The organism is Solirubrobacter ginsenosidimutans, assembly GCF_027587205.1.
Map to the genome: position 1 here is coordinate 423,773 of NZ_JAPDOD010000001.1, position 24,330 is coordinate 448,102.

A 24,330-nucleotide genomic window follows, 5' to 3' on the forward strand; every position below is an offset into this window, starting at 1 on the left:
AGGCCTCAAGACCATGAAACGCGAGCAGCCACTTGTCGACCTGCGGGTCATCGCCGTCGAGCAGTTCGGAGCGGGCCCCTGGGCGACGATGCAGCTCGCCGACCTCGGCGCGGACGTCATCAAGGTCGAGGACCCCGGCTCAGGCGGTGACGTCGGCCGCTATGTGCCCCCGTTCCAGGACGGCGAGGACTCCCTGTACTTCGAGGCCTTCAACCGCAACAAGCGCAGCATCTCGCTCGACCTGCGCACGCCGGAAGGCCGCGCGACCTTCGAGGACCTCGCTGCCACCGCCGACGCCGTCATGTCCAACCTCCGCGGCGGGCAGGCCCAGAAGCTCGGCCTCACCTACGACCAGCTCAAGCACCGCAACCCGCGCATCGTCTGCACCACGTTGACCGGCTTCGGATCGACCGGCCCGCGCGGCAACGAAGGCGGCTATGACCACGTCGTCCAGGCCATGGCCGGCTGGATGCACATCACCGGCGACCCCGACGGACCACCCACCAGATCCGGTCTCTCGCTCGTCGACTTCTCCGGCGGCTACGTCGCCGCCCTCGCCACCCTCGCCGCCGTCCATCGCGCCCGCCGCGACGGCGTCGGCGGCGACTGCGACCTCTCCCTCTTCGAGACCGCGCTCGCCGAGCTCAACTACCTCGGCACGTGGGCCGCCACCGCCGGCTACCGACCGCGGCGCATGAAGGACTCCGCCCATCCCACGATCGTGCCGTTCCAGGCGTTTCAGACCCGCACCGGCTGGATCACCGTCGCGTGCGGCAAGGAGCACTTCTGGCGACGCTTGTGTGACGCCGCCGAGCGCCCCGAGCTCGCCGAGCGCTACCCCACGTTCGCCGATCGCGACCGGGACCGCGACGAGCTCCTGCCCATCCTGCACGAGCTGTTCCTCCAGCGCACCTCGGACGAGTGGCTCGCGCTGCTCAACGCATGCGGCGTGCCCGCCGGCGCGGTCAATACGGTCGCGGAGGCCTTCGAGGATCCCCAAGCCGTTGCCCGTGACGTGCTCGTCGACGTCGAGCACCCTCGCCTGGGCACCGTCCGCCACATCGCCTCACCGCTGCGGGTGGACCCGCAGGCCCCACCGATCCGGCGCGCACCAGGCCGAGGCGAGCACACCGCCGAAGTCCTCCGCGACACGCTCGGGTACTCGGCCGATCAGATCGCCGCGCTCGAGAGCGCGGAGTAGTCGCGCACGATCGTGCCGAGGACCTCGTTGAACGCCTCGGTGGAACTGGGGTGGGTGTAGATCGAGTCGCGCAGCTGGGAAGCCGTGATCCCGTGTCGCATGGCGAGCGCGACGGTGTTGATGAGCTCCTGCGCGTCCACGCTCAACAGCGCGGCCCCGAGGATCTCGTCGGTCTCGGCGTCGATGACGAACTTCATCAGCCCGCGGGTCTCCTCGACGGCGTAGGCACGTGGCATCGCGACGATGTCGGCGACGCGCTCGCTCGCGACTTTGATCGGGCGGCCGGCGGCGCGGGCGTCGCGTTCGGTGAGCCCGACCGTGGCTAGCGGCGGGGTCATGAACAGCGTGTGCGGGATCGCGACGCGAGCGGCCAGGGAGCGCTCGCCGGTACCGGTGAGCTGGTCGAGGACGATGCGGCTGTCGTCGAGGGAGATGTAGGTGTGCTGCTCGCCGCCGTTGACGTCGCCGAGCGCGTAGATGTGCGGTTGGCTCGTGCGCAGGTGCTCGTCGACCTCGACTGCACCCGCCGCCGTCGCGCGCACGCCGGCGGCCTCGAGCGCCAGGTCGGCGGTCGCCGGGGCGCGACCGGCGGCGATGAGGATCGTGTCGGCCTCGACGGCAGCCTCGACGCCGTCGCGCAGGTACCGCACGGTCGCACCATGCACTCCGTCGTCTATCTCGGTGACGCGCACGCCCGCGACGATCTCGACGCCGGCGTCGCGCAGGATGCCCTCGGCGGCGAGTGCCACGTTGTCGTCCTCGCGGCGCAGGATCCGCGGTGAGGCTTCGAGCAGCGTCACGTGCGACCCGAAGCCGTTGTAGATCCCGGCGAACTCGATGCCGAGGTAGCCGCCACCGACGATGACGAGGCGCTCGGGGAGCACCGTGGACTCGATCAGCTCCGTGCTGAGAACGGCGCGCCGGCTGTCGCGCAATCCCGGGATGTCGGGGATCACGGGCTGGGCGCCGGTGTTGATCAGGATCGTGTCGGCGGACACTTCGACCCGGCCGTCGCCGGTCTCGACCGCGACCGTATGCGGGTCGATGAACGTCGCGGTGCCGGTGAGCACGGTCGCCGACTCCAGGGCCTCGAGCGCGTCGAGGTTGCCTTGGCGCATCATCTCGCGGATCGCCTGGACCGCTTCGACGGAACGCTCGTAGTAGTCCTGCGGGACGTCGTCCGGACGGCGCTTGCCGGAGCGGTGGACGAGGCCCTTCGTCGGTATGCAGCCGACGTTGGGGCAGGTGCCGCCGTACATGCGCTCGGAGCGCTCGACGAGCACGACCCGCCGGCCGCCTGCTGCGAGCTGCTTGGCGACGGCCTTGCCGCCCTTTCCGAAGCCGAGCACCAGGAGGTCGGCGTGCAAGGTGCCGCTCGCGTGCTGCTGATCCAGATCCACGTTCGCTCGCTCCTCAGAAAATGTACTGGTCGATACAGAACCGACGGTAGCAGACGTTTTGTACTGTCCGGTACAGAGATAGGATCGGGTGATGGCTGCGCACCTGCCGACGACCGAGAAGGGCCGGGCGACCCGGCTGCGGATCCTCGAAGCCGCGGCGCGGCTGATCTCCGAGCGCGGCGCGGGTGCGGTCAGCCTCGAGGACATCGAGCGCGAGGCTGAAGTGGGCCGCAGCCAGCTCTATCACTACTTCTACGATCGCGACGACCTCGTCCGCACCGTCATCGACGTCACGACCGACGCGGTCCTCGGCGCACAGGACGGCCTGCTCGACGACCTCGACAGCTTCGCGGCGATCGACCGCTGGTTCGACGCGCTGGTCGCGCTGCAGGACGAGCGGGGCGCCATCGGTGGGTGTCCGATCGGTTCCCTCGTCGGGCAGCTGGCCGAACGCGACGAGCCCACCCGCACCGCGTTGGCCGCCGGGTTCGCGCGCTGGGAGCAGCCGCTGATCGACGGGCTGGCGCGCATGCGCGACCGCGGGGAGCTCAAGCCGGAGGTGTCGGTCCAGGTCCTCGCCGACGTCACGATGGCCGCGATCCAGGGCGGGTTGCTGCTCACCCAGGTCCGCCGCGACCCACAGCAGCTCCGGCATTCCCTCGATGGCGCCCGCACCGTCCTCGCCGCGGCGGCGGTGGTTTAGACCGAGCTCGCGCTCACGGCTCGTAGCGGACCAGCCACGCGGTGAGCAGCGCTTCGAGCTGCTCGGCCTGCTCGGGCGAGAGCTCGTCGAGGAGCCGGCGCTCGTTGCGCATGTGCTCGGTGAAGGCCCGGTCGATCACCTCCAGGCCGGCCGGGGTGAGGCCGACGACGCGCCCGCGGCCGTCGTCGGCGCTGCGGCGGCGCGTGACGAGGCCGCTGCGTTCGAGGCGGTCGAGGCGCTTGGTCATCGCGCCGGTGGTGACCATCGTGTGCTCGGCGAGGCCGCCGGGGGCGAGCTCGTAGGGCTCGCCGGCACGCCGGAGCGTGGCGAGGACGTCGAACTCGCCCTCGCTGAGGCCGAAGCGCTCGTAGACGAGGCAGAGCTGCTGGGTGAGGTGGTTCGCGAGGCGGTGCAGCCGGCCGATCACGCCTTGCGGGCCGACGTCGAGGTCGGGGCGCTCGCGCGCCCATTGGGCCTGGATACGGTCGACCTGATCGGGCATCGGCCTTGATAATACCTTCCATGGAAGATACTGTTAGCTTCCATGGAAGCTACTTGGCGATGGACGCTGATCACCGCGATCGCCCCGGTCGCCTGGGGCTCGAACTACTACGTGACGCGCGAGTTCCTGCCGCATGACGCCGCGCTCTGGGGCGCGGCGATCCGGGCGCTTCCCGCCGGGTTGTTGCTGCTCCTCATCTGCCGGCAGCTGCCGCGCGGCGCGTGGTGGTGGCGCGCCGTCGTGCTGGGGGCGATGAACGTTGGCGCGTTCTTCGCGCTGATCTACGTCGCCGCGCAGTTGCTGCCGACGAGCATCGCGTCGACGATCATGGCGGCTTCGCCGGTCGCGCTGATGCTGATGGCCTGGGCGCTGGTCTCCGAACGCCCGCGGCTCGTCCCCGTGGCGGGCGCCGCGATCGGGATGGCGGGCGTGGCGGTGATGCTGCTGGGCGGAGGCGGCGCGGTGTCCCCGCTCGGCGTGGCGGCCTCCGTCACGGCGATGGTCTCGTCCTCCGCCGGCTACATGCTCGCCAAGCGCTGGGGTGCCGGCGTCGACGTGCTCGCCTCGACGGCCTGGCAGCTCGTCGCGGGCGGCGTGCTGCTGCTCGTGCCCGCCGTCGTCGTCGAGGGCGCACCGCCGGCGCTCGACGCCGGGGCGGCGCTCGGCTTCGCGTACGTGACCGTCGTGGCGACGGCCATCGCCTTCGCCGCCTGGTTCGGCGGCCTGCGCCATCTGCCCGCGTCGACCGTCGGCCTCGTCGGGCTGCTGAACCCGGTGACCGGCGTGCTGCTCGGGACGCTGCTCTCAGGCGACGTCCTCACGTGGCGTCAGCTGCTGGGGATCGCGCTCGTGCTCGGCGGGATCCTGGCCGGGCGGATCAAGGCACGTATTCCGGTGCGTTTGACGGCCTCTCATCTTTCACACGCCAGAAGCGGGTAGTGGGCGCGTCATGCGTCGCATCATGCTGTCCATCGTCGCGGCCGCCTTCCTGGCCGCCGCCGCCCCCGCCGCAGCGCAGAACGCTCCGGCGCCCAAGCCGATCCTCACGACCATCGACAAGGTCCCGATGGTCGAGCTCTATGACGGAGGCGGCGGCCTCCCGTACCTCGGCTCCACGACCAGCTACAACGCGGGCGACTGGGAGGGTGCGCTGCGCACTTACCACGACTCCGGCGTCTACCTCAACCAGGTCGCGCAGATCGACACGCTCGCCCAGCGCGCGATCGACAAGGGCGACCGGCACTACCGCGTGCAGTACAAGCACGCGCGCGCGGCCGCCAAGCACGGCAACGGTCACGACGGCCACGGTGGCGGTCATGGCGGTGGTCACATGCCGCGCAAGCCGGCGATCGTGCTGGACATCGACGAGACGTCGCTGTCCAACTACTCCGCGATCAACGCCGACAACTTCACCTTCGGCACCAACTCGCAGGGCGAGGCGACCAACGAGGTCGGGGTCGCCATCCCGTCCACGCTGGCCCTGTACAAGGACGCGATCGCCCGCGGCGTCGCCGTCTTCTTCATCACCGGCCGCGGCGAGGCGTCGCGCCCGCACACCGAGCACAACCTGATCGCCCAGGGCTTCGACAAGTGGAGCGCCGTCGTGCTCAAGCCGGCGGGCTCGACGCTGTCGACCGTCGCGTACAAGAGCGGCGCTCGCGCCGACATCGAGAAGCAGGGGTTCGAGATCGTCGCCAACATCGGCGACCAGTACTCAGACCTCGCCGGCGGGCACGCCGACGCCGCGTACAAGTTGGCGAACCCGTTCTACTTCCTGCCGTGACCTGAGATCACTCCCGGTAGCGCTCGGATGTATCTGAGCGCGCCGGGATTCCCTCTCTGTTGACAAGGGCGACACACCCGAGTCGATACGAAGGAGTGATCTGAGTTGGAACTGGACGTACTGCATGTCGGCGGCAAGAGCGATCAGTGCCGGGCGCTCGCGGCGGCGACCAACCGGCGTCTGCGCTCACGCGGTCTCGGCGATCACGCGGTCGTCGTCAGCGACGGCCCGATGGCCCTGTCGCATGAGGTCCTCGACGCGGTCGTCACGGCCGCGTGGGCGCTCGGCGCCATGCCCGGCACGCTCTCGAAGATGGAGCGCGCCAAAGAGGTGCCGGTCGGGGTGGCGCGGATGATCCGCAACCCGGGCCTGCGCACGGACGAGCAGAAGCAGCGCGGCCGCAAGCGGATCGCCCGCATGAAGGCCGACGGCACGACGCGCGGCGGCGGGACGAAGCCCGCGTTCATCACGGCCGCGCAGCTCGGGCTCAGCTTCCAGAACGTGTTCGGGGCCAAGGGCGTCGTGTTCCGCGGCGCCGGGCACTACACGGCCGGCCGCCGGGTGCCGAACGCGACCGAGCTGGCCAAGGAGATGCGCACCGACCACGCCTTCCACAAGGGCAAGGGCTGGGGCGGGCTCTCCTACGAGGCGATGATCGCCGACGACGGGACGATCGGGTTCGGCAACCCGGTGAGCCGCAAGAGCGCGGCCGTGATGGCGACCAACACCGGGCTGGTGAACATCTGCTGCCCCGGCACCACCGGCGACCGGATGACCGCGGCGCAGAAGGCGAGTGTGCGCTGGCTGATGGACAACTGGCACACCGCGGCGGTTCCGTCGGTGCACCGCCTGCCCAAGCCGGCCCGCGAGCTCGGGTGGAACGGTCACAGGTTCTATCCGGGGCAGTCCACCGACTGCCCGGGCGTGATGATCGAGGACTACCGGGAGATCTGGAAATGAGCGACAACGAGTTCGTCGACGCGACCGAGCAGGCCGAGGCCGACGACCCGGCGATCGGCGACGGCACGCCCGACACGGCGCCGCACGAGATCCCGTGGGATGACGATGACGCCGCCGACGTCGACGAGGCGATCGGCGTCGCCGAGGCCGACGACGACGACGTCGTGGAGGACAACGGCACGCCGGTCGAGGCCGGCGTCTGAAGTCCCGCCCGCCCGGCGGGGTGCGCGACACCCCGCCGGGGCGGTCCTCGAGGTCGCCATCGAACAAGCGTTGGCAGCGATCGTGGCGCCGCCGGAAGCGTTGTATCTTCGGCGTGTGAGCGCTAACTCTTCACCCGCGGACGGCCCCACCGGGGAGAACCGCCGCAAGCCGGCGGTCATGTACGACGTGGCGCGCCTGGCGGGCGTGTCGCACCAGACGGTCTCGCGCGTGATCAATGGGTCCACCCACGTGCGTGCGGAGACGCGCGACCGGGTGCTGGCGGCGATGGAGAAGCTCGACTACCGCCCGAACTCGGTCGCCCGCGCGCTGGTGACCGGCCGGTCGAAGAACCTGGGCGTGGTGACGTTCAACACGACGCTCTACGGTCCCGCGTCGACGCTGGTCGGGGTCGAGCGCGCCGCCCATGCCGCGGGCTACTTCATCAGCATCGTCAGCCTCGAGTCGCTCGAGCGCGCGGCGGTCCTGCAGGCGGTCGAGCGCCTGCGGGCGCTGGGCGTCGACGGGCTCGTGATGATCGCGCCGCATGTGGCATCGCTGGGCGCGTTGTGGGATCTTCCGGCCGACCTGCCGGTCGTGGCCGTCGAGGCCGGGCCGCAGGACGTCGTCGCCGTCGCCGAGGTCGACCAGTACGAGGGTGCGCGCCTGGCGACGCAACACCTCCTAGATCTGGGCCATGCGACGGTGCACCACCTCGGCGGGCCACCGGAGTGGATCGAGGCGCAGCAGCGGACGGCGGGGTGGCGCGACGCCCTCGATGCCGCGGGGGCGAAGGGCACCTCGCCGCTGCGCGGTGACTGGAGCGCGCGGTCGGGCTACGAGCTCGGCCACAAGCTGCTCGACCTGCCCGGCGTGACCGCGATCTTCGTGGCCAACGACCAGATGGCGCTCGGCCTGCTGCGCGTGCTGCACGAGCGCGGGTGCGACGTGCCGGGCGACGTCAGCATCGTCGGCTTCGACGACATCCCCGAGTCGGCGTACTTCAGCCCACCGCTGACCACCGTGCGCCAGGACTTCAACGAGATGGGCCGCCGCGGACTCCACCTGCTGCTGGAGGAGATCGCGGCCGGAAAGCGGTCCACGGGGCGCGCGACCGTCCCCGCTTCGCTCGTCGTCCGGGCGAGCACCGCGCCTCCGCGCTGAAGCTCCCACCCGCAGCCCTTCATGAGCCCTTCGGAGGGCTTCTGCCTGTCGTTTTTCAGGCTTTGGGCGTGTACTTGACTAAACGACCTACAGTCAGTAGGTTGCCCTCGGGATCGTGAAATCGCCGGCGGGTCGGCGGTTGATCGCGAAGAGCGAAGAGGAGAGGTCAAGTTGTCGTTGCGACTTGCCAGGTCACTGGCATGCCTGTCGACGTGCGGCGCCGTTGTGGCGCTGTCCGCAGGCACTTCCGAGGCTGCCGCGCCGTCGGCGAAGCTGCGGTCGATCAGTTCGCCGCCGAAGGCCGCGGTCGCTCCCGGAGCGACCCTGAAGGTCTCCGGGCGGGTGGTCAACGCCACGCGCAGCAGCGCGAAGGCGCGCGTGACGGTGACGGTACGGAGGACCAAGACCGGCAAGCCGATCACGCTCGGTGCCACAACCTCCAAGCGCGTCAAGGCCGGCGGCACGGCCGCCTATGCGCTGTCGGCGAGACTGCCGGCGTCACTGGCCGGCGGCAGCTACTACGTCCGCGGCTGCGCAAGCGTCGGCTCGGGCGCGGCGGCGTGCCTGTGGGGCGCGCGCAAGCTCACGGTCGCTACGACGCCGAAGACGGCCCCCGCCGCGGCCCCGGCACCCAAGCCGGCCACGACCCCCTCGCCGGATGCCGCGGTCGCACCACTGCCGGCGCCTGGTCCTGAGACCGGCCCGAAGTTCGACGTGCTGGTGTTCACCGGCACCGCTGCCCCGGCGTCATACGAGTCCGGCTTGAACGCGCTGAAGGCGATCGCGAACGACGGCGGCTTCAAGGTGACCCAGAGCAGCGACGCTGCGCTGTTCACGGCCGACCGCCTGAAGGACTTCCGCGCCGTCGTGCTCCTCGGGAACATCGGTTCGCCCTTGAGCGCCGCTCAGGAGGCCGCGTTCGCGGCGTACTACAAGGACGGCGGCGGCCTGCTGGCGATCGGGTCCGCGATCGAGTCAGAACCGCAGTGGAGCTATCTCACCGAGCTGCTCGGCACGCGTGCGGACGGCGCCGCGGTGGCGGCGTTCAATGCCACCGTGAAGGTCGCCGATCGCGGGCACGAGGCGAGCAAGAGCCTGCCGGAGTACTGGAAGCACGGCGACCTCTACTACAACTTCAAGGACAACGTCCGCGGCCTCTCGCACGTGCTCGCCACGGTCGACGAGAGCACCTACGCCGGCGGCACGATGAAGGCCCTGGCCGACCACCCGGTCGCCTGGTGCAAGGACTTCCAGGGCGGGCGCTCGTTCTACACGAACGTCGGCGCCAACGGCGAGTTCTCGGCCGCCGACGTGCGCAGTCACCTCGCGGGCGCGCTGCAGTGGACGGCCGGCGAGGCCGACCCGGTCTACAGCGACTGCGGCGCCACCGTGCTCGCCAACTACCAGCAGGTCAAGATGTCCGACAACACGGTTGCGGGCAGCCCCGGGCTGAAGGAGCCGATCGGGTTCGACGTGCTCCCGGACGGGCGCGTGCTGCAGACGGCGCGTGGCGGCGAGCTGCGGCTGCACGACCCGAAGGACGGCAGCTCGACGGTCATCGCGACCCTGCCGGTCTACACGAACTCCGAGGACGGGTTGTACGGCCCCGCGATCGACAACGACTTCGCCACCAACCGGTGGGTGTACCTGTACTACGCGCCGCAGACGGTGGTCAACGTCAAGCAGTCCAACGGCAAGACCAGGACGATCACCACCCCGCCGAACGACTCGGCGCCGACCACCGCTCCGTCGCTGAGCGCGTGGGACGACTACGTCGGGTACTTCCAGCTCTCGCGGTTCAAGTTCGTCCAGGACGCGAGCGGGCCGCACCTGGATCTCGACACCGAGCAGAAGATCCTGCGGGTCTCCAACAACCGCGGCGCCTGCTGCCACGTCGCGGGTGACATCGACTTCGACCAGCACAACAACCTGTGGCTGGTCACGGGCGACGACACGCCTTCGGGCGGCGGCAACTCGGGCGGCTTCTCGCCGCACAACGACATGAAGACCGACGAGACGCAGACCGTGCGGGTCACCGGCGCGACGGGCGGCAGCTTCACGCTGACGGTCGCGGGTCAGACGACCGCGCCGATCGCCTACAACGCTGCGGCGGCCGGCGTCAGGACGGCGCTCGAGGGGCTCTCGAACGTCGACCCGGGTGACGTGATCGTCACCGGCGGGCCCGTCAACGCGGCCGCCGCGACCGTGCTGTTCGACGGCCGCTTCTCCGAGACCGACGTCGCGCCGATGACGGTCAACAACGCCGGTCTCACCGGCGCCGGTGCGGCTGCTGTGGTCGCCACGACGCAGGAGGGCAACTGGTTCCAGGCGCCGTTCGTCGACGCCCGCCGTAGCGCCGGCAACACGAACGACCTGCGCGGCAAGGTGCTGCGCATCCACGTCAACGCCGACGGCTCTTACACGAACCCGGCGGGCAACCTGTTCCCGGAGTCCCAGGACACCGACGACCGGTCGCGTCCGGAGATCTACGCGATGGGCTTCCGCAATCCATTCCGGATCCAGGTCGACAACCACGACGTCGCCTACGTCACCGACTACTCGCCGGACGCCAACACGCCCGAGAACTACCGCGGGCCCGCCGGCACCGGCCGCGTCGAGGTCGTGCGCAAGGCGTCCAACTACGGCTGGCCGCTGTGCGTCTCGCCGAAGCTCCCGTACTACCGCTGGAACTTCAACACGACCACGCCGCTCGATCCGACGCCGCAGGCGTACGAGTGCGACAACCCCGAGCGCGGGCCGCAGAACCGCTCGCGCTGGAACACGGGCGCGACGATCGACCCGGCGTCAGAGCCCGGGCGCATCAACGTGCCGCCGCTCACGCAGCCGGACATCTGGTACTCCTACCGCGACAACGCCAACCCGCCGCTGGGTACGCCGTGCGTGGCCTACTACAACGGGTCCGGCGGCACGTGCCCGCAGCTCTTCCCCGAGCTGTTCACGACCGGCGTCGCTCCGCACGGCGCGGCTCCGTACCACTTCGACGCAAGCAACCCGAGCACGACGAAGTTCCCGCCGTACTACGACGGCGCCTTCATCCTCGGCGAGTTCAACGTCGACACGCTGCGCGAGGTCCGCGTCGACAAGGACAACAAGATCTTCAAGATCAACCGGTTCCTCGACTGCGGTGCCGCGCTCTCGAAGACGTCGCCGTTCCCGTTCGAGTGCGACAACCCGATGGACATGCAGTTCGGCACCGACGGCAGCTACTACCTGCTGACCTACGGCGACGGCTTCTTTCAGTCCAACCCCGACGCGGGCATGTACCGGTGGGAGTACGTCAAGGGCCAGCGGGGGCCGCAGGCGGTGCTCGGTGCCACACCCACCGATGGCATCGCGCCGCTGACGGTGCAGTTCTCGAGCGAGGGGTCGCGTGACGCGGACCCGGGTGACTCGATCCGCTTCGCGTGGGACTTCGACGAGGACGGCCTCGTCGACTCGACCGATCCCGATCCGTCGCACGTGTACACGACCAACGGGCAGCACCTGGCGAAGCTGACGGTCACCGACTCGACGGGCAAGAGCGACAGCAAGACGGTGCGGATCATCGTCGGCAACACCTCGCCGAAGATCACCGTCGACACGCCGCTGGACGGTGACTTCTTCGAGTGGGGGGACAAGATCCCGTTCACCGTCACCGCGAGCGACCCGGAGGACGGGCCGATCGACTGCTCGCGGGTCACCGTGACGTTCGTGCTCGTGCACAACACGCACGGTCACGCCGAGGAGGCCAAGACCGGCTGCTCCGGCACGCTGCAGACCTCGGCCGAGGACGCCTCCCACGGCGACTACATCGCGGGTGGCATCAGCGCCACCTACACCGACAAGGGCGCCAACGGGCAGCCCGCGCTGTCGGCCACCGACCAGCACGTGGTCCAGATCCGCCGCCAGCAGGTCGAGTACGCGCTCGACCAAGAAGGCACGACGACGGCCGCGTCCTCCGAGCCCGACGCGGGCGGCGGACAGGTCCGTGCCAGCCTCGATCCGGGCGACTGGATCGCGATCAACAACCGCGTGAACGTCGCGCACATGGACAAGCAGATCACGCTGCGCTTCGCCGGACCGGGCAGCTTCCCGCCGTTCATCCCGGCGACGCCCGCCGGCACGGAGCTGGCCGACGTGGAAGTGCGCGACGGCAGCCCGACCGGCCCGGTCCTGACCACGGTCAGGCTCAAGGCCACGGGCGACAGCACGATCTATCAGAACTTCAGCGCCCCGCTGGACTACACGGGCTCGAAGCGTCTGTACCTGGTGTTCAAGCAGCTCACCGACGGCCCCGTGATCCCGTTCCTGGGCTGGGGCAACCTCAACTGGGTCGCCTTCACGGGCCCGGGCATCACGACCAGCAGCACCAAGGAGGGGTAGTGAAACGAGTTCGCTCAACGCTCGCCGGGCTGACCGCGGCGGGCATGGCGGCCGTGGCCGTGGCGGCTTCGCCCGCCGCCGCGCAGACCGCGCCCGGCTGTGTCCCGGGGACGATCCCCAAGGACAAGATCAGCTTCCAGCTCTACAACTTCCTGCTGCCGGTGTTCGGCTCGATCCCGATCGGCCCCGGGCAGACGTTCCCGCCCAACACGCCGCCGAACTCGCAGGAGCAGATGCAGGCGGCGGTCAAGAACGTCTTCGCGCAGATGAAGGCGAACGGGTTCTCGTCGTTCGAGAACTTCAACGGGACGTTCGGCTACACCGACGCGCAGTACCGGCAGCTCTTCGAGAGCTACGGCCTGCACGCGGTGGCCGACCACGGCGCGGTCGACACCGGCACGTGGGACGCGCGGCTGGACCAGGCGCAGACGCTGGGCCTGAAGTACGTGGGCTCGGGCGGGTGGCCGAACGGCACCAGCATGACCACGGTCGAGGGCGCGCTGAACATGGCATCGGTGCTCAACGACCTCGGCCGCAAGGCGCGGGCTCGCGGCCTGTGGGTCTACGGCCACAACCACGTGGACGAGTTCGCGACCAAGCTGGCCTACGACGTCAACGGTGACGGCGTCAAGGAGCAGGTGCCGGCGCTCGAGGTCGTGATGCTCAACACGGACCCGACGCTGGTGACGTTCGAGATCGACGTGCACTGGGCGCTCGAGGGGCTCAAGTACAACACCGACGAGCTCGTCGCGTTCCTGCGCAAGTACAGCAAGCGGATCTCGATGCTCCACGTGAAGGGATCGAACCCCAACGGCGGCGGCGCTCCCACCCCCGCGCTCGAGTTCGCGCGCATCACGGACGCCGGCGGCCCGAACGACTTCACCGACTGGAAGCGGATCTTCGCCGCCGCGGCCGACGTCGACTACTACCACTGGGAGTACGACCTCCCGCCGGACGCGTTCGCGTCCTCGAAGATCGCCTCCAACCTGCTCAACTGCGTCACGTTCGGGAAGGTGCGCGACGAGAGCGGCGGCGTGGGGGGAACGGTCCCCGCGACGCTCGCGCTCACCCTCGGCACGTCGGCGAGCTTCGGCGCCTTCCAGCCGGGTGTGGCGAAGGACTACACGGCGTCGACCACGGCGACCGTGATCTCGACGGCGGGCGATGCCACGCTGAGCGTGGCCGATCCGAGCGCGACGGCGCCCGGCCGTCTGGTCAACGGCACGTTCTCGCTGCCGCAGGCCGTGCAGGCGGGTGTGGGCGGCGCGTTCGCGCCGGTCAGCGGCACCGCCGCTTCGCTGAAGACGTGGACCGGCCCGACGTCGAACGAGTCCGTGAAGGTCGATTTCAAGCAGTCGATCGGCGCGACTGACGCGCTCCGCACCGGGGCGTACGGCAAGACCCTCACCTTCACGTTGTCGACGACGACTCCGTGACCCCTGGAGGCCGTCGCGGGTGACCGCCGCGACGGCCTCTGCATCCGGCCCGCCTACGCTTACGGGCATGGCCGCCACGCGCCCGCGCACCACAACCCCTGAAGGACGCGAGCAGCGGGACCGCATCCTGCGCGCCGCGCTGGAGCTCTTCACCGCCCACGGCTTCCGCGGCGCCTCGCTCGACGCGGTCGCCGCCGCCGTCGGGATCAGCCGCCAGGGCGTGCTGCACTACTTCCCGTCGAAGACGCATCTCCTGCTCGGCGTGCTGGACCTGCGCGACGAGCTGAGCGCCGCCCGCGCCGAGGAGCGCGCGCGGGCCGGGAACTGGGACCTCGCCGAGGGCTTGCTCGACGTCGTCTCGCACAATCAGCGCGAGCCGGACCTCACCCGCCTGTTCACGGTGCTCGCGGCCGAGGGCGTCGCCCCTGAGCACCCCGGTCACGAGCGCTTCCAAGAGCGCTACCGGCACGTCCGTACCGTGCTCACCCAGGCCGCCCGTGAGGCGCAGGAATCCGGCCGGTTCCGTGCCGACATCGATCCCGCGATCGTCGCGACGCTCCTGGCCGCGGTGATGGACGGGCTCCAGCTGCAGTTCCTGCTCGACCCCGAAGCGGTGGACATGGTCGAGCCGCTCGCGCAGCTCCTGAAGCTGCTCGGCGGCGAGCAGTAGGCTCCGCGGGATCGTGGAGGTCGTCCTGCTGCGCAACGGCTCGCTGGAGGCGACGATCGCTCCGGCCGCCGCGATGCTCGTCACGTCGCTGCGCCACGACGACGAGGAGCTGCTCGGCCAGCGCGCCGACGCCGAGACCTTCGCGCGGACCGGCAAGACGACCGGCTCGCCGCTGCTGTACCCGTGGGCGAACCGCTTGAGCGCCGTGCGGTTCGGCGTGCGCGGGGCGGCCGTCGATGTCTCGGCGGCACGGACGGACGGGTTCGGCTCGCCGATGCACGGCCTTCCGGAGGCGCGAAGTGGGTGGGTGGTCGAGTCTTCGTCGCGTGAGCGGGTGGTCGCGACGCTGGACTGGAACGTGGCGGCGTTCCCGTTCCCGCACACCCTGCGCGTGGAGCACCGGTTGACCGAGCGCGGCCTGGAGACGACGACCGAAGTGCGGGGCGAGGCGCCGGTGGCGTTCGGCTGGCACCCGTTCCTCCAGCTGCCGGGGGAGCCCCGCGCGGATTGGCGGGTGTCGATCGGTGCCGCGACGCGGCTCGAGCTCGACGATCGGATGCTGCCGACGGGCGCGCGGTCGGCGCGTGAGCGCGGCGTCGAGCGGCTCGGCGAGAGCGCCTACGACGAAGCGCTGGCCGACGTCGACGGCCCGTTCATCCTCGAGGGCGCGCGGCGGCGGATCCAGGTCGACTTCCCCGAAGGCGCGCCGTACGCCCACTTCTTCGCCCCCGCCGCCGAGGCCCTCGTCTCGTTCGAGCCGATGGCCGCGCCGGGCGACGCGCTCGTCACCGGCGACGACCTGCAGTCCGCGCCCTGGCGCATGCGGTTCAGCATCACCGTGACCTAGGGGAGATCCCTGAGACCCGCTCAGGGCAACTCCTTATGGTTACTAAACACATCCGCGGCCACACTGGATTTGACCGCGATGCTCAATCCCGCCACCCACTCTCTCACCTACTCTCCGCCGGCCAACCGCCGCGACCGGCGTCCGCGCCGCAAGGCGCTCGCGATCGCGGCCGCTCTGGCCGGTTCACTGTTGGCCCCGGGCGGCGCCGCTGCGGCCGCCGGCGGTGCGCCGGCTCTCCAGGCCCGGACCGTCCAGGAGCACCTTGTCGCGCTCGGGTATCTGCCGGCTGAGGCCGTCTCGGGCGTCTACGACCGCCCGACGCTCGATGCCGTCGCGCGTTTCCAGGCTTCGCAGGGCCTGCCGGTGGATGGCGTGCCCGACGAGCGCACGGCTGACGCTCTGCTTAGCGCGCACGGTTGACCGTGCGCGTTTGAGGCACGGATCGCGGGTTTCGATCAGGTTCGCACTGGTCGAGCTGGCGCGTTCCGGGGGGTGTTTCGACTTGGTTCACAGGGGGTGAACCAAAACGAACTACCCCCCTCGCGCATGACCTCGTTGCTCGCCGAAACCGATCACCGGAAGGCCCACCGCGGATGGGGGTGTCAGCACCACGCCCGTAACTGTCGGTATCCCAACACGGCACTTCGAGCCAACAGAGCCGAGCGCCGAGCGGGTCCACGGCAGCCAGGGACGGGTGGCACTGCCACTCCCTCCCCCTCACCGGCGCAGTTGACGTTCGGCGACCACGCGCCCGGCACTCCGAACGAGCTGCGCCCGGTCACGAGCCGGCAACCCACCCACCAGCTCTGAAATCTGCGGCGTAAGCCGCTCGACGAACTGCCGCGCCAACTCCTGCCCGTGGTCCGTCATCCGCACGTGCACGGCCCGCCCGTCATCAACGCCCCGCGTCCGCACCACGAGCCCGCGCGCCTCGGCGCGATCGACCAACCCCGTCACGCTCGATTTCTCCAGAGACAGCACCCGCGCGAGTTCGAGCATCCCCGGTTCGCGGTCGCGCAGGATGCCGAGCATTCGCACCTGGGTGATCGAGAGGTCGAAGTCGGCGGCGATCGAGTTGAGGATCTCGTGCACCGCGAACGAGAGCTGCACCACGGCGTCGACGAGGCCGAGATCGTCTTCCATCAGCTCGAGGCTAGCGCATGTAGTTCGTGATGCGTACAATACTGGTTCGTGGCACGAACTATCAGCCAGGAGCCCGCCATGCACGCCGCCGTCGTCCGCTCGTTCACCCACCCGCCTCGCTACGAGGAGTTCCCCACGCCCGAGGGCGAGCACGTCGTCGACGTGCTCGCCGCCGCCCTCCACCCGCGCGTGCGGTCGACCGCGGACGGCACGCACTACGAGAGCACCGGCGAGCTGCCGCTGATCCCCGGGATCGACGGCGTGGGGCGGACCGCCGGCGGTGAGCACGTCTACTTCGTGCTGCCGGACACGCTGCTCGGCAGCATGGCCGAGCGCGCGGCGGTCGACCCGCGGCGCTGCGCGGTGCTCCCCGCACACGTCGATCCCGTCACGATCGCGGCGGCGATGAACCCGGCGATGTCGTCCTGGATCGCCCTGCGCCGGCGGATCGCGTTCGAGCCCGGGCAGAGCGTGCTCGTGCTCGGGGCGACCGGGAACGCGGGGCAGTTGGCGGTGCAGATCGCCAAGCACCTCGGTGCGAAGCAGGTCATCGCCGCCGGGAGAAACGAGGCGCGCCTCGCGGAGCTCGAGGCGATCGGCGCCGACCGCACCGTCGTGCTCGATGACACCGAGGCGCTCGGTGCCGCCGCGGCGGAGGTGGACGTGGTGCTCGACTACCTGTGGGGCAGCGCCGCCGCGGCGGCGATCCCCGCGATCCTCACGCGGCGGCCCGATCGCGGGCGCCCGCTGACCTGGGTCGAGATCGGTTCGATGGCGGGCCTGGAACTGCCGGTCCAGTCGCAGTGGCTGCGGGCCGCGAGGCTGCAGCTCGTCGGCAGCGGCCAGGGCTCGGTGCCCACCCGCGAGATCGTCGCCGAGCTCTCCGAGCTCGCGGCCCACATCGCCCAAGGCGGTTACACGATCGATGCCAGCCCGGTCGTGCTCAGTGACGTCGAGGACGCGTGGACCCGGTCGCTCGGATCCAGCGAGCGGGTCGTCTTCGTTCCCGCTTGACAACGTGAACAAGGCGTGAAGAGATTGCAGTACTGAGGCAACAATCTGGGGGGGTTGGTGTGAACTCGAAGCGCGCGCGGGCGTCGCTTGTCTTCGCCCTGGTACCGCTGAGCCTGGGAGGGCTCATGGCGCAATCGGCTCACGCGCAGTTGTCTGCGCCGCCGCCTGCGATCCAGTCCTACGCGGGCGATCCGGGCAAAGTGGGAGATCCGGCGAGCTGGCGGACGCCGGAGTTCCTGCGCGACAACGGCATGCTGTCGATCGGGGCCGAGTTCGCGTACGCCGCGGGCTACGCCGGCGGCGGGATGAACATCGGCATCGTGGACTCCGGGTCCTTCTTCGGACATATGCGCGAGCACGGGAGTCTGGATACGAACTACACGGTCGGCGATCGGTTCTTCTCGGTCGTCGCGCAGGGCGGCTACACCGGTCCGACGCCGGGGTACTACGACCCGGCGATCAACGACCTGCACGGCACGCACGTGAGCGGGACCGTGGCGGCGAGCCGCGACGGCGTCGGCGAGACGCAGCCCACCGGACCCGTCGCCAACATGCACGGCGTCGCGTTCAACGCCGACGTCTATATCGGCAACACCGGCAAGACCGACGGCGTCCTCTACGGCCTGCTGCCGCCGACGGCGACGCTCGAGCAGACGCCGGACAACGCCTACATCGGCAACGTCTACCGGGCAGTGAACGCGGCCGCGACCGCGGACGGCAAGCCGATCCGGCTGATCACCACCAGCTGGGGCAGCCAGCCGGCCACCGAGAACTACAACACCTATGACGGGCTCAACACGGCCTGGCGGCACCTGTACACGCCGGAGGGCGTGGCGGACCCGAACGGCAAGACGTCGCACTGGCTCAACGGCGCGATCGACGTTGCGCGCACCGGCACGATCCTGCAGTTCACCGCCGGCAACGGCGGCTACACGCAGCCGACGCCGCGGGCCGCGGCGCCGTACTTCCTGCCCGATCTGGAGCACAGCTGGTACACGACGTCGGGCATCAACCCCGCCACCGGGCGGACGTTCAATCCCGACGGCTCCGTCCTCGTGCCGGGCCAGCAGGAGTTCAACCAGTGCGGCGTGGCGAAGTGGTCCTGCGTGACCGCGCCGAGCCGCAACATCAACAGCACGACCGTGGCGATCGTCGACGGCGTGCCGCAACCGCGCTACGGCAGTGCCTCCGGCACGTCGATGGCCGGCCCGCACTCGGCGGCCGAGCTGGCGCTGATCATGTCGCGCTTCCCGTACCTGACCAACGAGCAGGCGATGCACACGCTGTTCACGAGCGGCCGCCAGAACAACACGATCAGCAACGCGACGGGCGCGGCGATCTCGAACCCCACCCGCGGGCAGATCGTGCAGGTCCCCGACTCGCGCAACGGCTGGGGCACCCCCAACCTGCGCGAAGCGTTCAAGGGCCCGGGCCAGCTGCTCGGCCCCGTCGACCTCGACACCCACGGCTACAGCGACGTGTGGTCGAACAACATCTCCGACGTCGCGATCACGGCGCGCCGGCAGGAGGACGCAGCCGAGGCCGCGACGTGGCAGGCGACCAAGGTCACCAAGGGCTGGACGAACGGCCTGCCGGCCGACGCGAGTGACATCGACAAGTCCGACTACGCGATCGGCACGCGCCGGGAGCAGGCACGCGCGACGCGGGTCTACACCGGCAGCCTCAGCAAGCGCGGGGAGGGAACGCTGTTCCTCACCGGCACCGAGACGTGGCATGGGGAGACGACGGTCAACGCCGGCAAGCTCTCGGTCAACGGCTCGCACGCGAGCGCGATCGACGTCGCCGGCGGGACGCTCGGCGGCAGTGGCAGCGTGGCGGGTGGCATCGACGTCGCCTCCGGCGTGCTCGCGCCCGGTCTCGCCCCGGCTGAGGCGGCGCGCATCACCGACGTGCCGGTCCAGGCCGGGAACGTCCTCAGCACCGCCGGGAACGTCCGCATCGGCGCCGCCGGTCGCCTCGTGGTGACCGTGCGCAGCGGGACGGACTACGGCAAGCTGCGCGCCGACGGCGACATCGCGCTCGACGGGCCGCTGGTGCTCGACATCCAGGGCGCCGTGAGCCCCGGGAGCACGCTGACGCTCGCGAGCGGGCGCTCGGTCACCGGGACGTTCGACGACCTCCCCGAGGGCAGCTTCCTCAAGGCGGGCAACGCCTGGTTCTGGGTGTCCTACATGAACAACAGCGTGACGCTGATCGCCGTGGCGACGGCGGACGGAACGGTCGGTGGCACGGTGCCGGCGACGCTCGCGCTGACGCTCGGCGCGCCGGCGACCTTCGGCGCGTTCACGCCCGGCGTGGCGCGTGAGTACACGGCGGCCACGACCGCCAACGTCATCTCCACCGCGGCGAACGCCACGCTCACCGTCGCCGACCCGGACACCGTCGCGACCGGCCGGCTCGTCAACGGCACCTTCGCGCTCGTCCAGCCGCTCCAGGCGAGTGGCGGAGGCGCGTTCGCGGCCGTCGGCGGCTCAGCGGCACCGACGACGCTGAAGGCCTGGCCCGGCCCGGTCTCCAACGACGCGGTGGCGGTCACGTTCAAGCAGACGATCGGCGCCAACGAGCCGCTGCGCACCGGCAGCTACTCGAAGACGCTGACCTACACGCTGTCGACGACGGCGCCGTAGACGATCACGCGGCGCGCGATCAGTGGATGTCGAGCCGATCGCGCGCCGTGCCCATCATCTCCAGGAAGTCGTAGAGCGGGCCCGCGGCGGTGCCGAAGGTGCCGGTGCGGGCCGAGCCGAGCGCCATCTTGGCGTGCAGGTAGTCGGTGCGCCGCGTCTCGAAGAGCTCGGGGTGCGCCTCGCGCGCGTCCTCCGCCCACTGCTCGAGCGCGTCCAGCGAGGACGCCGCCTCTTCGGCGATCGCCTCCGCCCCGCGCCCGCGCCAGGCCTCCGCCTCGGCGTCGAGGAACGGCCCCGCCCGGTCGACCGCGTTCGGGTCATCGCTCAGGTACCGCGCGACGGCCAGCGATTGCGCCTTCGCCGATAGAGCACGGATCTCGGCCTCGTCAGCCAACCGTTCCACCTCCGCCATGCGATCGCCGGGGTCGGCGTCCGCCAGTCGCTCTCCAAGATCTTCGTAGACCACTTCGGCGAGCCGCCGCGGGCGCGGATGTTCGCTCAGCCCGGACAGCGCGGTCGGGAGGATCCGGTCCGCGAGCAGCGTGCGCGCCTGTTCGTGGTCCTCCTTGCCGACCAGGCTCGCGAGCCGCTCCGCGAGCGCGTCGACGGAGGGCGGCTCGTCGCCGCCCGGCAGCTCCGGAAGCTCGCTCACGTCAGCGCCTTGGCTTCCGCGTACTTGGACGCCTTCATGTACCCGAGCCACTTGCCGAACGTGCCCGCACCCGCCTCGCCGGCCTTCTTGTCGACGGCGGCCTCGAGCTCGTCCAACTTGCCCTCGAAGTACGCCTCGGCGACATAGGTCTCACCGACGTAGTCGACGAGCGCCTTGACCGCCGCGTACTGATCCGCGTAGTAGCCGCCGCGCGTGAGCTTGAGCTCCGCGCACAGCTTCTTCGTGAAGTACTCCGTCGTGCCCTCGTTGGCGTTGAACCCGACCTTGGGCAGCCACTTGTCGTTCGCGAAGAGATGCATCGACTCGTGGACCGTGGTGGCCGCCTCGCCGCGCTCCTCGTGGACGTGGATCTCCTTGCCCTCTTGGTAGGCGTTGACGTTCTTGGCGAACTCCTTCGCCTCGTCGTCGGTGAACACCGCGCCGGTGTTCGGGTTCTGCTTGCCCGAGAGATACGCGACGCACTTGGTCTGGAACGTCGCGGCGTCGTGGATGTGGACGTGGCCGTCGGCCTTCTTGCCCGCTTTGACGCCGTCGGCGATCAGCGGCTTGAAGAACGGGCTCGCGTCGAGCGCCGTGTCGACCTCGGCACCGGTCTTGTGCCCGACCTTCTTGACCGCCTCGAGCTCGGGGTTGGGGTCGCGGGCGAGGATCCGGCCGACGGCCTGGTTGCCGTACCCGCGTGCGAGGGCAGCGCGCGCGGCGACGGAGCGGTTGGGTTGACCGCCGGGCTCGTAGGCGATCTGCGGGACCTCCGGAGCGGGCGCCGGAGCCTGCGCGTCGCGCTCGCGCTCATCCAGCCGGGGATCGCGGACGTGTTTGGTCACCGTCCGAGTGTCCCGCGTCACGCCCGGGTGCGCAACGACCATACGGGCAAGCGTTCGTGCTGGGTGGCCGAGGCGCACGCGCCGGCGTGCGAATCCTGAGCGCGTCTACTACAGTCGGTCGTATGGCAGATGACCGTCCGATTCCGCCCGCCGTCCAGGGCGCCGAGGCCGAAGCGCTCGAGGCGTTGTGGGAGCTCGGCGAGGCGTCGGTCCGATCGGTGATGGAGGTCCTCGACCAAACGGCGGTCGCGCCGCGTGCGTATACGACCTACATGACCGTGCTCAGTCGCCTGCACGGCAAGGGCCTGCTGACCAAGCGGCGCCAGGACAAGACCGACATCTACCGTCCGGCCTACACGCGAGAGGAATACGCCGACCTGCGCGCGCAGGCGGAGGTGGCGGCGATCGTCGACGCGTTCGGCGACGTCGCGCTCGGCCACTTCGCGCGCCAGATGGCACAGCTCGACCCCGAGCGCCGCAGCGCGCTCGAGCGCCTGGCCCGTGAAGACTGACGCTCGCGTCTTCCCGTTGCAGCTCACGCTCGGCGCCGCCGGCGTGTCGGGTGCCGCCGCCGCGCTGGTGGTGGCCGCGAGCGCCGTGCACGTGTCGCGCGAGGCCGCACACGAGCTCGACGTCGCCGGCGTGCATCTCACCTATCCGGCGCTCAACGCCGCGGCCGCGCTCCTGCTCGCGTTCGCGGCGCTCGGGGCGGCCGTCCTCGTCGTGGCGCTGTGGGCGGCGTGGCGGCAGGTGCGCGCGCACCGGCGGCTGCTGCGGCTGCTCGTGATCGAGCGCCCGCTGCCGGAGCACCACGCCGTCTGGGTCATCGCGGGCGGCGTGCCGCTGGCGTTCTGCGCCGGGTGGCTGCGGCCGCGGATCTATGTCTCGGCCGCGGCCGTGGAGCGCCTGTCGGATGAAGAGCTTCAGGCGGTGCTCGCGCACGAGCAGGAGCACCGCCGGATGCGGGACCCGCTGCGCTTGGCCGTCGGCCGGATCCTCTGCGAGGCGCTGTTCTTCCTGCCGGTGCTGCGGCCGCTGCATGACCGCTACGGCGAGGTCGCCGAGCTCACCGCCGACGCCGCCGCGGTGGCCGCGGCCGGCGGCTCACCCCGCCCGCTGGCGGCGGCGATGCTCACCTTCGACGCGCACACCGAGGGCGGCGGGGTCGGCATCTCGCCGGACCGCGTGGACTCGCTGCTCGGGCTCCCGCGGGCGTGGAAGCTGCCGTGGGCGTTGCTCGTCGGCGCGCTCTTCACCGTGGCGCTGGTGCTGGTGGTCGTCTGGCGTGCGAGCGCGGGTGCCTCGATCCAGGCCACGCTCAACCTGCCGATCGCCACCTCCCAACCGTGCGTCCTGGTGCTCGCGCTGATCCCGGTCATCGCCTGCATGGCGGGGGTGATCGCGCGGCGGGGGTGATCTGGGCTTGACGTGATTACTACACGCTGTAGTATTACAGCGTGTAGTAGATCCTCCCCACGAAAGGCTCTCCCCGTGAAACGATCATTGGCGGTCGCCGCCCTCTCGTGCTTGGCGCTGGCAGCGACACCCGCGGTCGGCCAGACGGCGCAGTCCGATCCCGCGCTGGATTGGAACCAGTTCCTGCTCGGCGTCCAGGCCACGCCGGGCGTCCAGCCCGCGACGGTCCATGCGACGTACGAACTGGCGATCATGCACGCCGCGCTCGCGGACGCGGTGGTCGCGATCGACCACAGCGCGCCGCCGTACCTCGCATCGGTGCGCAATGCCCCACGTGGCGCGTCGACGGAGGCCGCCGCCGACGCCGCCGCCCACGACTCGCTCGTCAAGCTCTATCCCGCGCAGCAGGCCGCGATCGACCAGCAGTACGCCACCGCGCTGCAGCGGGTGCCCGGCGGGCGTGCGCGCTCGCAGGGGATCGAGGTCGGCCAGGCGGTCGCGGCGCAGATCCTGCGCTCCCGCAACGGCGACGGCTCGGCCGCGACCCCGCCGCCCTTCACGCCGGGCACCGAGCCGGGCGCCTACCAGCTCACCCCGCCGGCCTTCGGCCAGCCGGTGTTCACCCACTGGGGCGCGGTGAAGCCGTTCGTGCTGCGCAAGGGTGACCAGTTCCGTCCGCCGGCGCCGCCGGCGTTGACGAGCGCCAAGGCGGTCGCCGCGCTTGAAGAGGTCAAGGCGCTCGGCGCGCTCGACGGCTCGACGCGGACCGCCGACCAGACGCAGATCGGCCAGTTCTGGAACCCGCCGATCTGGACCGCCTGGAACCGGATCGCGGAAGCGGCCGCGACCGGCCATCACGCCGGCCTCTCCGGCGACGCCCGCGCGTTCGCCGCGCTGAACCTCACGTTCGCGGACTCCGTCATCGCCTACTACGACGCCAAGTACACCTATCGCCTGTGGCGTCCGGTGACCGCGATCCGCGCCACCAGCGATCCGGCGTGGACCCCGCTCTCGCCGACCGCCGCGGACCCGTCCTACCCGGGCGCCCACGGCACGATCAGCGCCGCGGGTGAGGACATCCTCTCCGCCGTGTACGGCAACGACTTCGCGTTCACGCTGACCTCGCCGGCGCTGCCGGGTGTCGAGCGGTCGTTCGTGAGCTTCTCCGAGGCCGCCCAAGAGGCGAGCGTCAGCCGGATCTACAACGGCAATCACACGCGGGTCGATCAGGTCGCGGGCGAGAACCTCGGCAAGGCGGTGGCGAACTTCGTGCTCGGGCGCGAGCGCCCCTCTCATAACCGGTGACCCAAAGATCAGGGCCGTCACCCGATTGTCTTGCGCGGCTTCGGTCGTAACTTCGAA

22 protein-coding genes are annotated in these 24,330 nt (G+C 70.5%); 17 read left to right on the plus strand and 5 right to left on the minus strand.

Annotated features, from left to right (window positions below; translation table 11 throughout):
• The first annotated feature begins 13 nt into the window (after positions 1-13).
• Positions 14-1,201, plus strand: a complete 1,188-nt coding sequence (locus tag OM076_RS01850; protein WP_270037645.1) for a CaiB/BaiF CoA transferase family protein — start codon at positions 14-16, stop codon at positions 1,199-1,201.
• Here the strand turns inward: OM076_RS01850 and OM076_RS01855 are convergent.
• Positions 1,171-2,601 carry an FAD-dependent oxidoreductase gene (locus OM076_RS01855; RefSeq protein WP_270037646.1) on the minus strand — a complete coding sequence of 477 codons (1,431 nt, stop codon included), beginning with the start codon at positions 2,599-2,601 and terminating at the stop codon, positions 1,171-1,173. The genes OM076_RS01850 and OM076_RS01855 overlap by 31 nt on opposite strands.
• Before the next feature lie 91 nt (positions 2,602-2,692).
• Between OM076_RS01855 and OM076_RS01860 the strand changes: the two genes are divergently transcribed.
• The gene (locus tag OM076_RS01860; RefSeq protein WP_270037647.1) at positions 2,693-3,304 is read left to right on the plus strand and encodes a TetR/AcrR family transcriptional regulator; all 612 of its coding nucleotides are present in this window, start codon (positions 2,693-2,695) and stop codon (positions 3,302-3,304) included.
• Positions 3,305-3,317: 13 nt separating this feature from the next.
• On the opposite strand, the gene OM076_RS01865 is transcribed toward OM076_RS01860, so the two are convergent.
• A complete protein-coding gene (locus tag OM076_RS01865) occupies positions 3,318-3,806 on the minus strand; it encodes a MarR family winged helix-turn-helix transcriptional regulator (RefSeq protein ID WP_270037648.1) in 489 nt (162 codons plus the stop codon).
• Positions 3,807-3,848: 42 nt separating this feature from the next.
• Here OM076_RS01865 and OM076_RS01870 point away from each other — a divergent pair, with 42 nt between their 5' ends.
• The 10 genes from OM076_RS01870 (at position 3,849) to OM076_RS01915 (ending at position 15,670) form a co-directional block, all read left to right on the plus strand.
• Positions 3,849-4,745: a DMT family transporter gene (locus tag OM076_RS01870; RefSeq protein WP_270037650.1), complete on the plus strand. Its 897-nt coding sequence runs from the start codon at positions 3,849-3,851 to the stop codon at positions 4,743-4,745.
• Positions 4,746-4,767: 22 nt separating this feature from the next.
• A complete protein-coding gene (locus OM076_RS01875; protein ID WP_270037651.1) occupies positions 4,768-5,589 on the plus strand; it encodes an HAD family acid phosphatase in 822 nt (273 codons plus the stop codon).
• A gap of 105 nt (positions 5,590-5,694) precedes the next feature.
• On the plus strand, positions 5,695-6,549 hold the full coding sequence (locus OM076_RS01880; protein ID WP_270037652.1) for a peptidoglycan recognition protein family protein: 855 nt from the start codon (positions 5,695-5,697) through the stop codon (positions 6,547-6,549).
• The gene (locus OM076_RS01885; protein ID WP_270037653.1) at positions 6,546-6,752 is read left to right on the plus strand and encodes a hypothetical protein; all 207 of its coding nucleotides are present in this window, start codon (positions 6,546-6,548) and stop codon (positions 6,750-6,752) included. The genes OM076_RS01880 and OM076_RS01885 overlap by 4 nt, the downstream gene beginning before the upstream one ends.
• Positions 6,753-6,867: 115 nt before the next feature.
• Entirely contained in the window at positions 6,868-7,914 is a 1,047-nt protein-coding gene (locus OM076_RS01890; protein WP_270037654.1) for a LacI family DNA-binding transcriptional regulator, read from the plus strand.
• Positions 7,915-8,139: 225 nt separating this feature from the next.
• Entirely contained in the window at positions 8,140-12,297 is a 4,158-nt protein-coding gene (locus OM076_RS01895) for a ThuA domain-containing protein (RefSeq protein WP_270037655.1), read from the plus strand.
• Positions 12,297-13,733 carry a sugar phosphate isomerase/epimerase family protein gene (locus OM076_RS01900; RefSeq protein WP_270037657.1) on the plus strand — a complete coding sequence of 479 codons (1,437 nt, stop codon included), beginning with the start codon at positions 12,297-12,299 and terminating at the stop codon, positions 13,731-13,733. The genes OM076_RS01895 and OM076_RS01900 overlap by 1 nt, the downstream gene beginning before the upstream one ends.
• A gap of 67 nt (positions 13,734-13,800) precedes the next feature.
• Positions 13,801-14,403 carry a TetR/AcrR family transcriptional regulator gene (locus OM076_RS01905; protein ID WP_270037659.1) on the plus strand — a complete coding sequence of 201 codons (603 nt, stop codon included), beginning with the start codon at positions 13,801-13,803 and terminating at the stop codon, positions 14,401-14,403.
• 13 nt (positions 14,404-14,416) lie between these two features.
• Complete coding sequence (locus OM076_RS01910) at positions 14,417-15,250, plus strand: aldose 1-epimerase (RefSeq protein WP_270037661.1); 834 nt, start codon at positions 14,417-14,419, stop codon at positions 15,248-15,250.
• Between the two features lie 78 nt (positions 15,251-15,328).
• Positions 15,329-15,670 carry a peptidoglycan-binding domain-containing protein gene (locus OM076_RS01915; RefSeq protein ID WP_270037793.1) on the plus strand — a complete coding sequence of 114 codons (342 nt, stop codon included), beginning with the start codon at positions 15,329-15,331 and terminating at the stop codon, positions 15,668-15,670.
• Between the two features lie 297 nt (positions 15,671-15,967).
• On the opposite strand, the gene OM076_RS01920 is transcribed toward OM076_RS01915, so the two are convergent.
• The gene (locus OM076_RS01920; protein ID WP_270037662.1) at positions 15,968-16,393 is read right to left on the minus strand and encodes a MarR family winged helix-turn-helix transcriptional regulator; all 426 of its coding nucleotides are present in this window, start codon (positions 16,391-16,393) and stop codon (positions 15,968-15,970) included.
• A 78-nt stretch (positions 16,394-16,471) separates the two neighbouring features.
• Between OM076_RS01920 and OM076_RS45830 the strand changes: the two genes are divergently transcribed.
• The gene (locus tag OM076_RS45830) at positions 16,472-17,407 is read left to right on the plus strand and encodes a quinone oxidoreductase family protein (protein ID WP_372517990.1); all 936 of its coding nucleotides are present in this window, start codon (positions 16,472-16,474) and stop codon (positions 17,405-17,407) included.
• A gap of 125 nt (positions 17,408-17,532) precedes the next feature.
• Positions 17,533-20,055, plus strand: a complete 2,523-nt coding sequence (locus tag OM076_RS01930) for a S8 family serine peptidase (protein WP_270037664.1) — start codon at positions 17,533-17,535, stop codon at positions 20,053-20,055.
• Positions 20,056-20,074: 19 nt separating this feature from the next.
• On the opposite strand, the gene OM076_RS01935 is transcribed toward OM076_RS01930, so the two are convergent.
• Positions 20,075-20,707, minus strand: a complete 633-nt coding sequence (locus OM076_RS01935) for a hypothetical protein (RefSeq protein WP_270037665.1) — start codon at positions 20,705-20,707, stop codon at positions 20,075-20,077.
• Entirely contained in the window at positions 20,704-21,552 is an 849-nt protein-coding gene (locus OM076_RS01940) for a hypothetical protein (protein ID WP_270037666.1), read from the minus strand. The genes OM076_RS01935 and OM076_RS01940 overlap by 4 nt, the downstream gene beginning before the upstream one ends.
• A gap of 122 nt (positions 21,553-21,674) precedes the next feature.
• Here OM076_RS01940 and OM076_RS01945 point away from each other — a divergent pair, with 122 nt between their 5' ends.
• From OM076_RS01945 to OM076_RS01955, 3 genes are all read left to right on the plus strand, one after another.
• Positions 21,675-22,064, plus strand: a complete 390-nt coding sequence (locus tag OM076_RS01945; RefSeq protein ID WP_270037667.1) for a BlaI/MecI/CopY family transcriptional regulator — start codon at positions 21,675-21,677, stop codon at positions 22,062-22,064.
• The gene (locus OM076_RS01950; protein WP_270037668.1) at positions 22,054-22,968 is read left to right on the plus strand and encodes a M56 family metallopeptidase; all 915 of its coding nucleotides are present in this window, start codon (positions 22,054-22,056) and stop codon (positions 22,966-22,968) included. Before OM076_RS01945 ends, OM076_RS01950 begins: the two co-directional genes overlap by 11 nt.
• A gap of 75 nt (positions 22,969-23,043) precedes the next feature.
• Positions 23,044-24,273, plus strand: a complete 1,230-nt coding sequence (locus tag OM076_RS01955) for a vanadium-dependent haloperoxidase (protein WP_270037669.1) — start codon at positions 23,044-23,046, stop codon at positions 24,271-24,273.
• Positions 24,274-24,330 lie beyond the last annotated feature (57 nt).

Coding starts and splice junctions, on each gene's coding strand:
- OM076_RS01870 (WP_270037650.1), top strand. CDS start 3,849: ATGGAAGCTACTTGGCGATGGACGCTGATCACCGCGATCGCCCCGGTC.
- OM076_RS01930 (WP_270037664.1), top strand. CDS start 17,533: ATGGCGCAATCGGCTCACGCGCAGTTGTCTGCGCCGCCGCCTGCGATC.
- OM076_RS01875 (WP_270037651.1), top strand. CDS start 4,768: ATGCTGTCCATCGTCGCGGCCGCCTTCCTGGCCGCCGCCGCCCCCGCC.
- OM076_RS45830 (WP_372517990.1), top strand. CDS start 16,472: ATGCACGCCGCCGTCGTCCGCTCGTTCACCCACCCGCCTCGCTACGAG.
- OM076_RS01850 (WP_270037645.1), top strand. CDS start 14: ATGAAACGCGAGCAGCCACTTGTCGACCTGCGGGTCATCGCCGTCGAG.
- OM076_RS01920 (WP_270037662.1), bottom strand. CDS start 16,393: ATGGAAGACGATCTCGGCCTCGTCGACGCCGTGGTGCAGCTCTCGTTC.
- OM076_RS01945 (WP_270037667.1), top strand. CDS start 21,675: ATGGCAGATGACCGTCCGATTCCGCCCGCCGTCCAGGGCGCCGAGGCC.
- OM076_RS01885 (WP_270037653.1), top strand. CDS start 6,546: ATGAGCGACAACGAGTTCGTCGACGCGACCGAGCAGGCCGAGGCCGAC.
- OM076_RS01915 (WP_270037793.1), top strand. CDS start 15,329: ATGCTCAATCCCGCCACCCACTCTCTCACCTACTCTCCGCCGGCCAAC.
- OM076_RS01865 (WP_270037648.1), bottom strand. CDS start 3,806: ATGCCCGATCAGGTCGACCGTATCCAGGCCCAATGGGCGCGCGAGCGC.
- OM076_RS01905 (WP_270037659.1), top strand. CDS start 13,801: ATGGCCGCCACGCGCCCGCGCACCACAACCCCTGAAGGACGCGAGCAG.
- OM076_RS01860 (WP_270037647.1), top strand. CDS start 2,693: ATGGCTGCGCACCTGCCGACGACCGAGAAGGGCCGGGCGACCCGGCTG.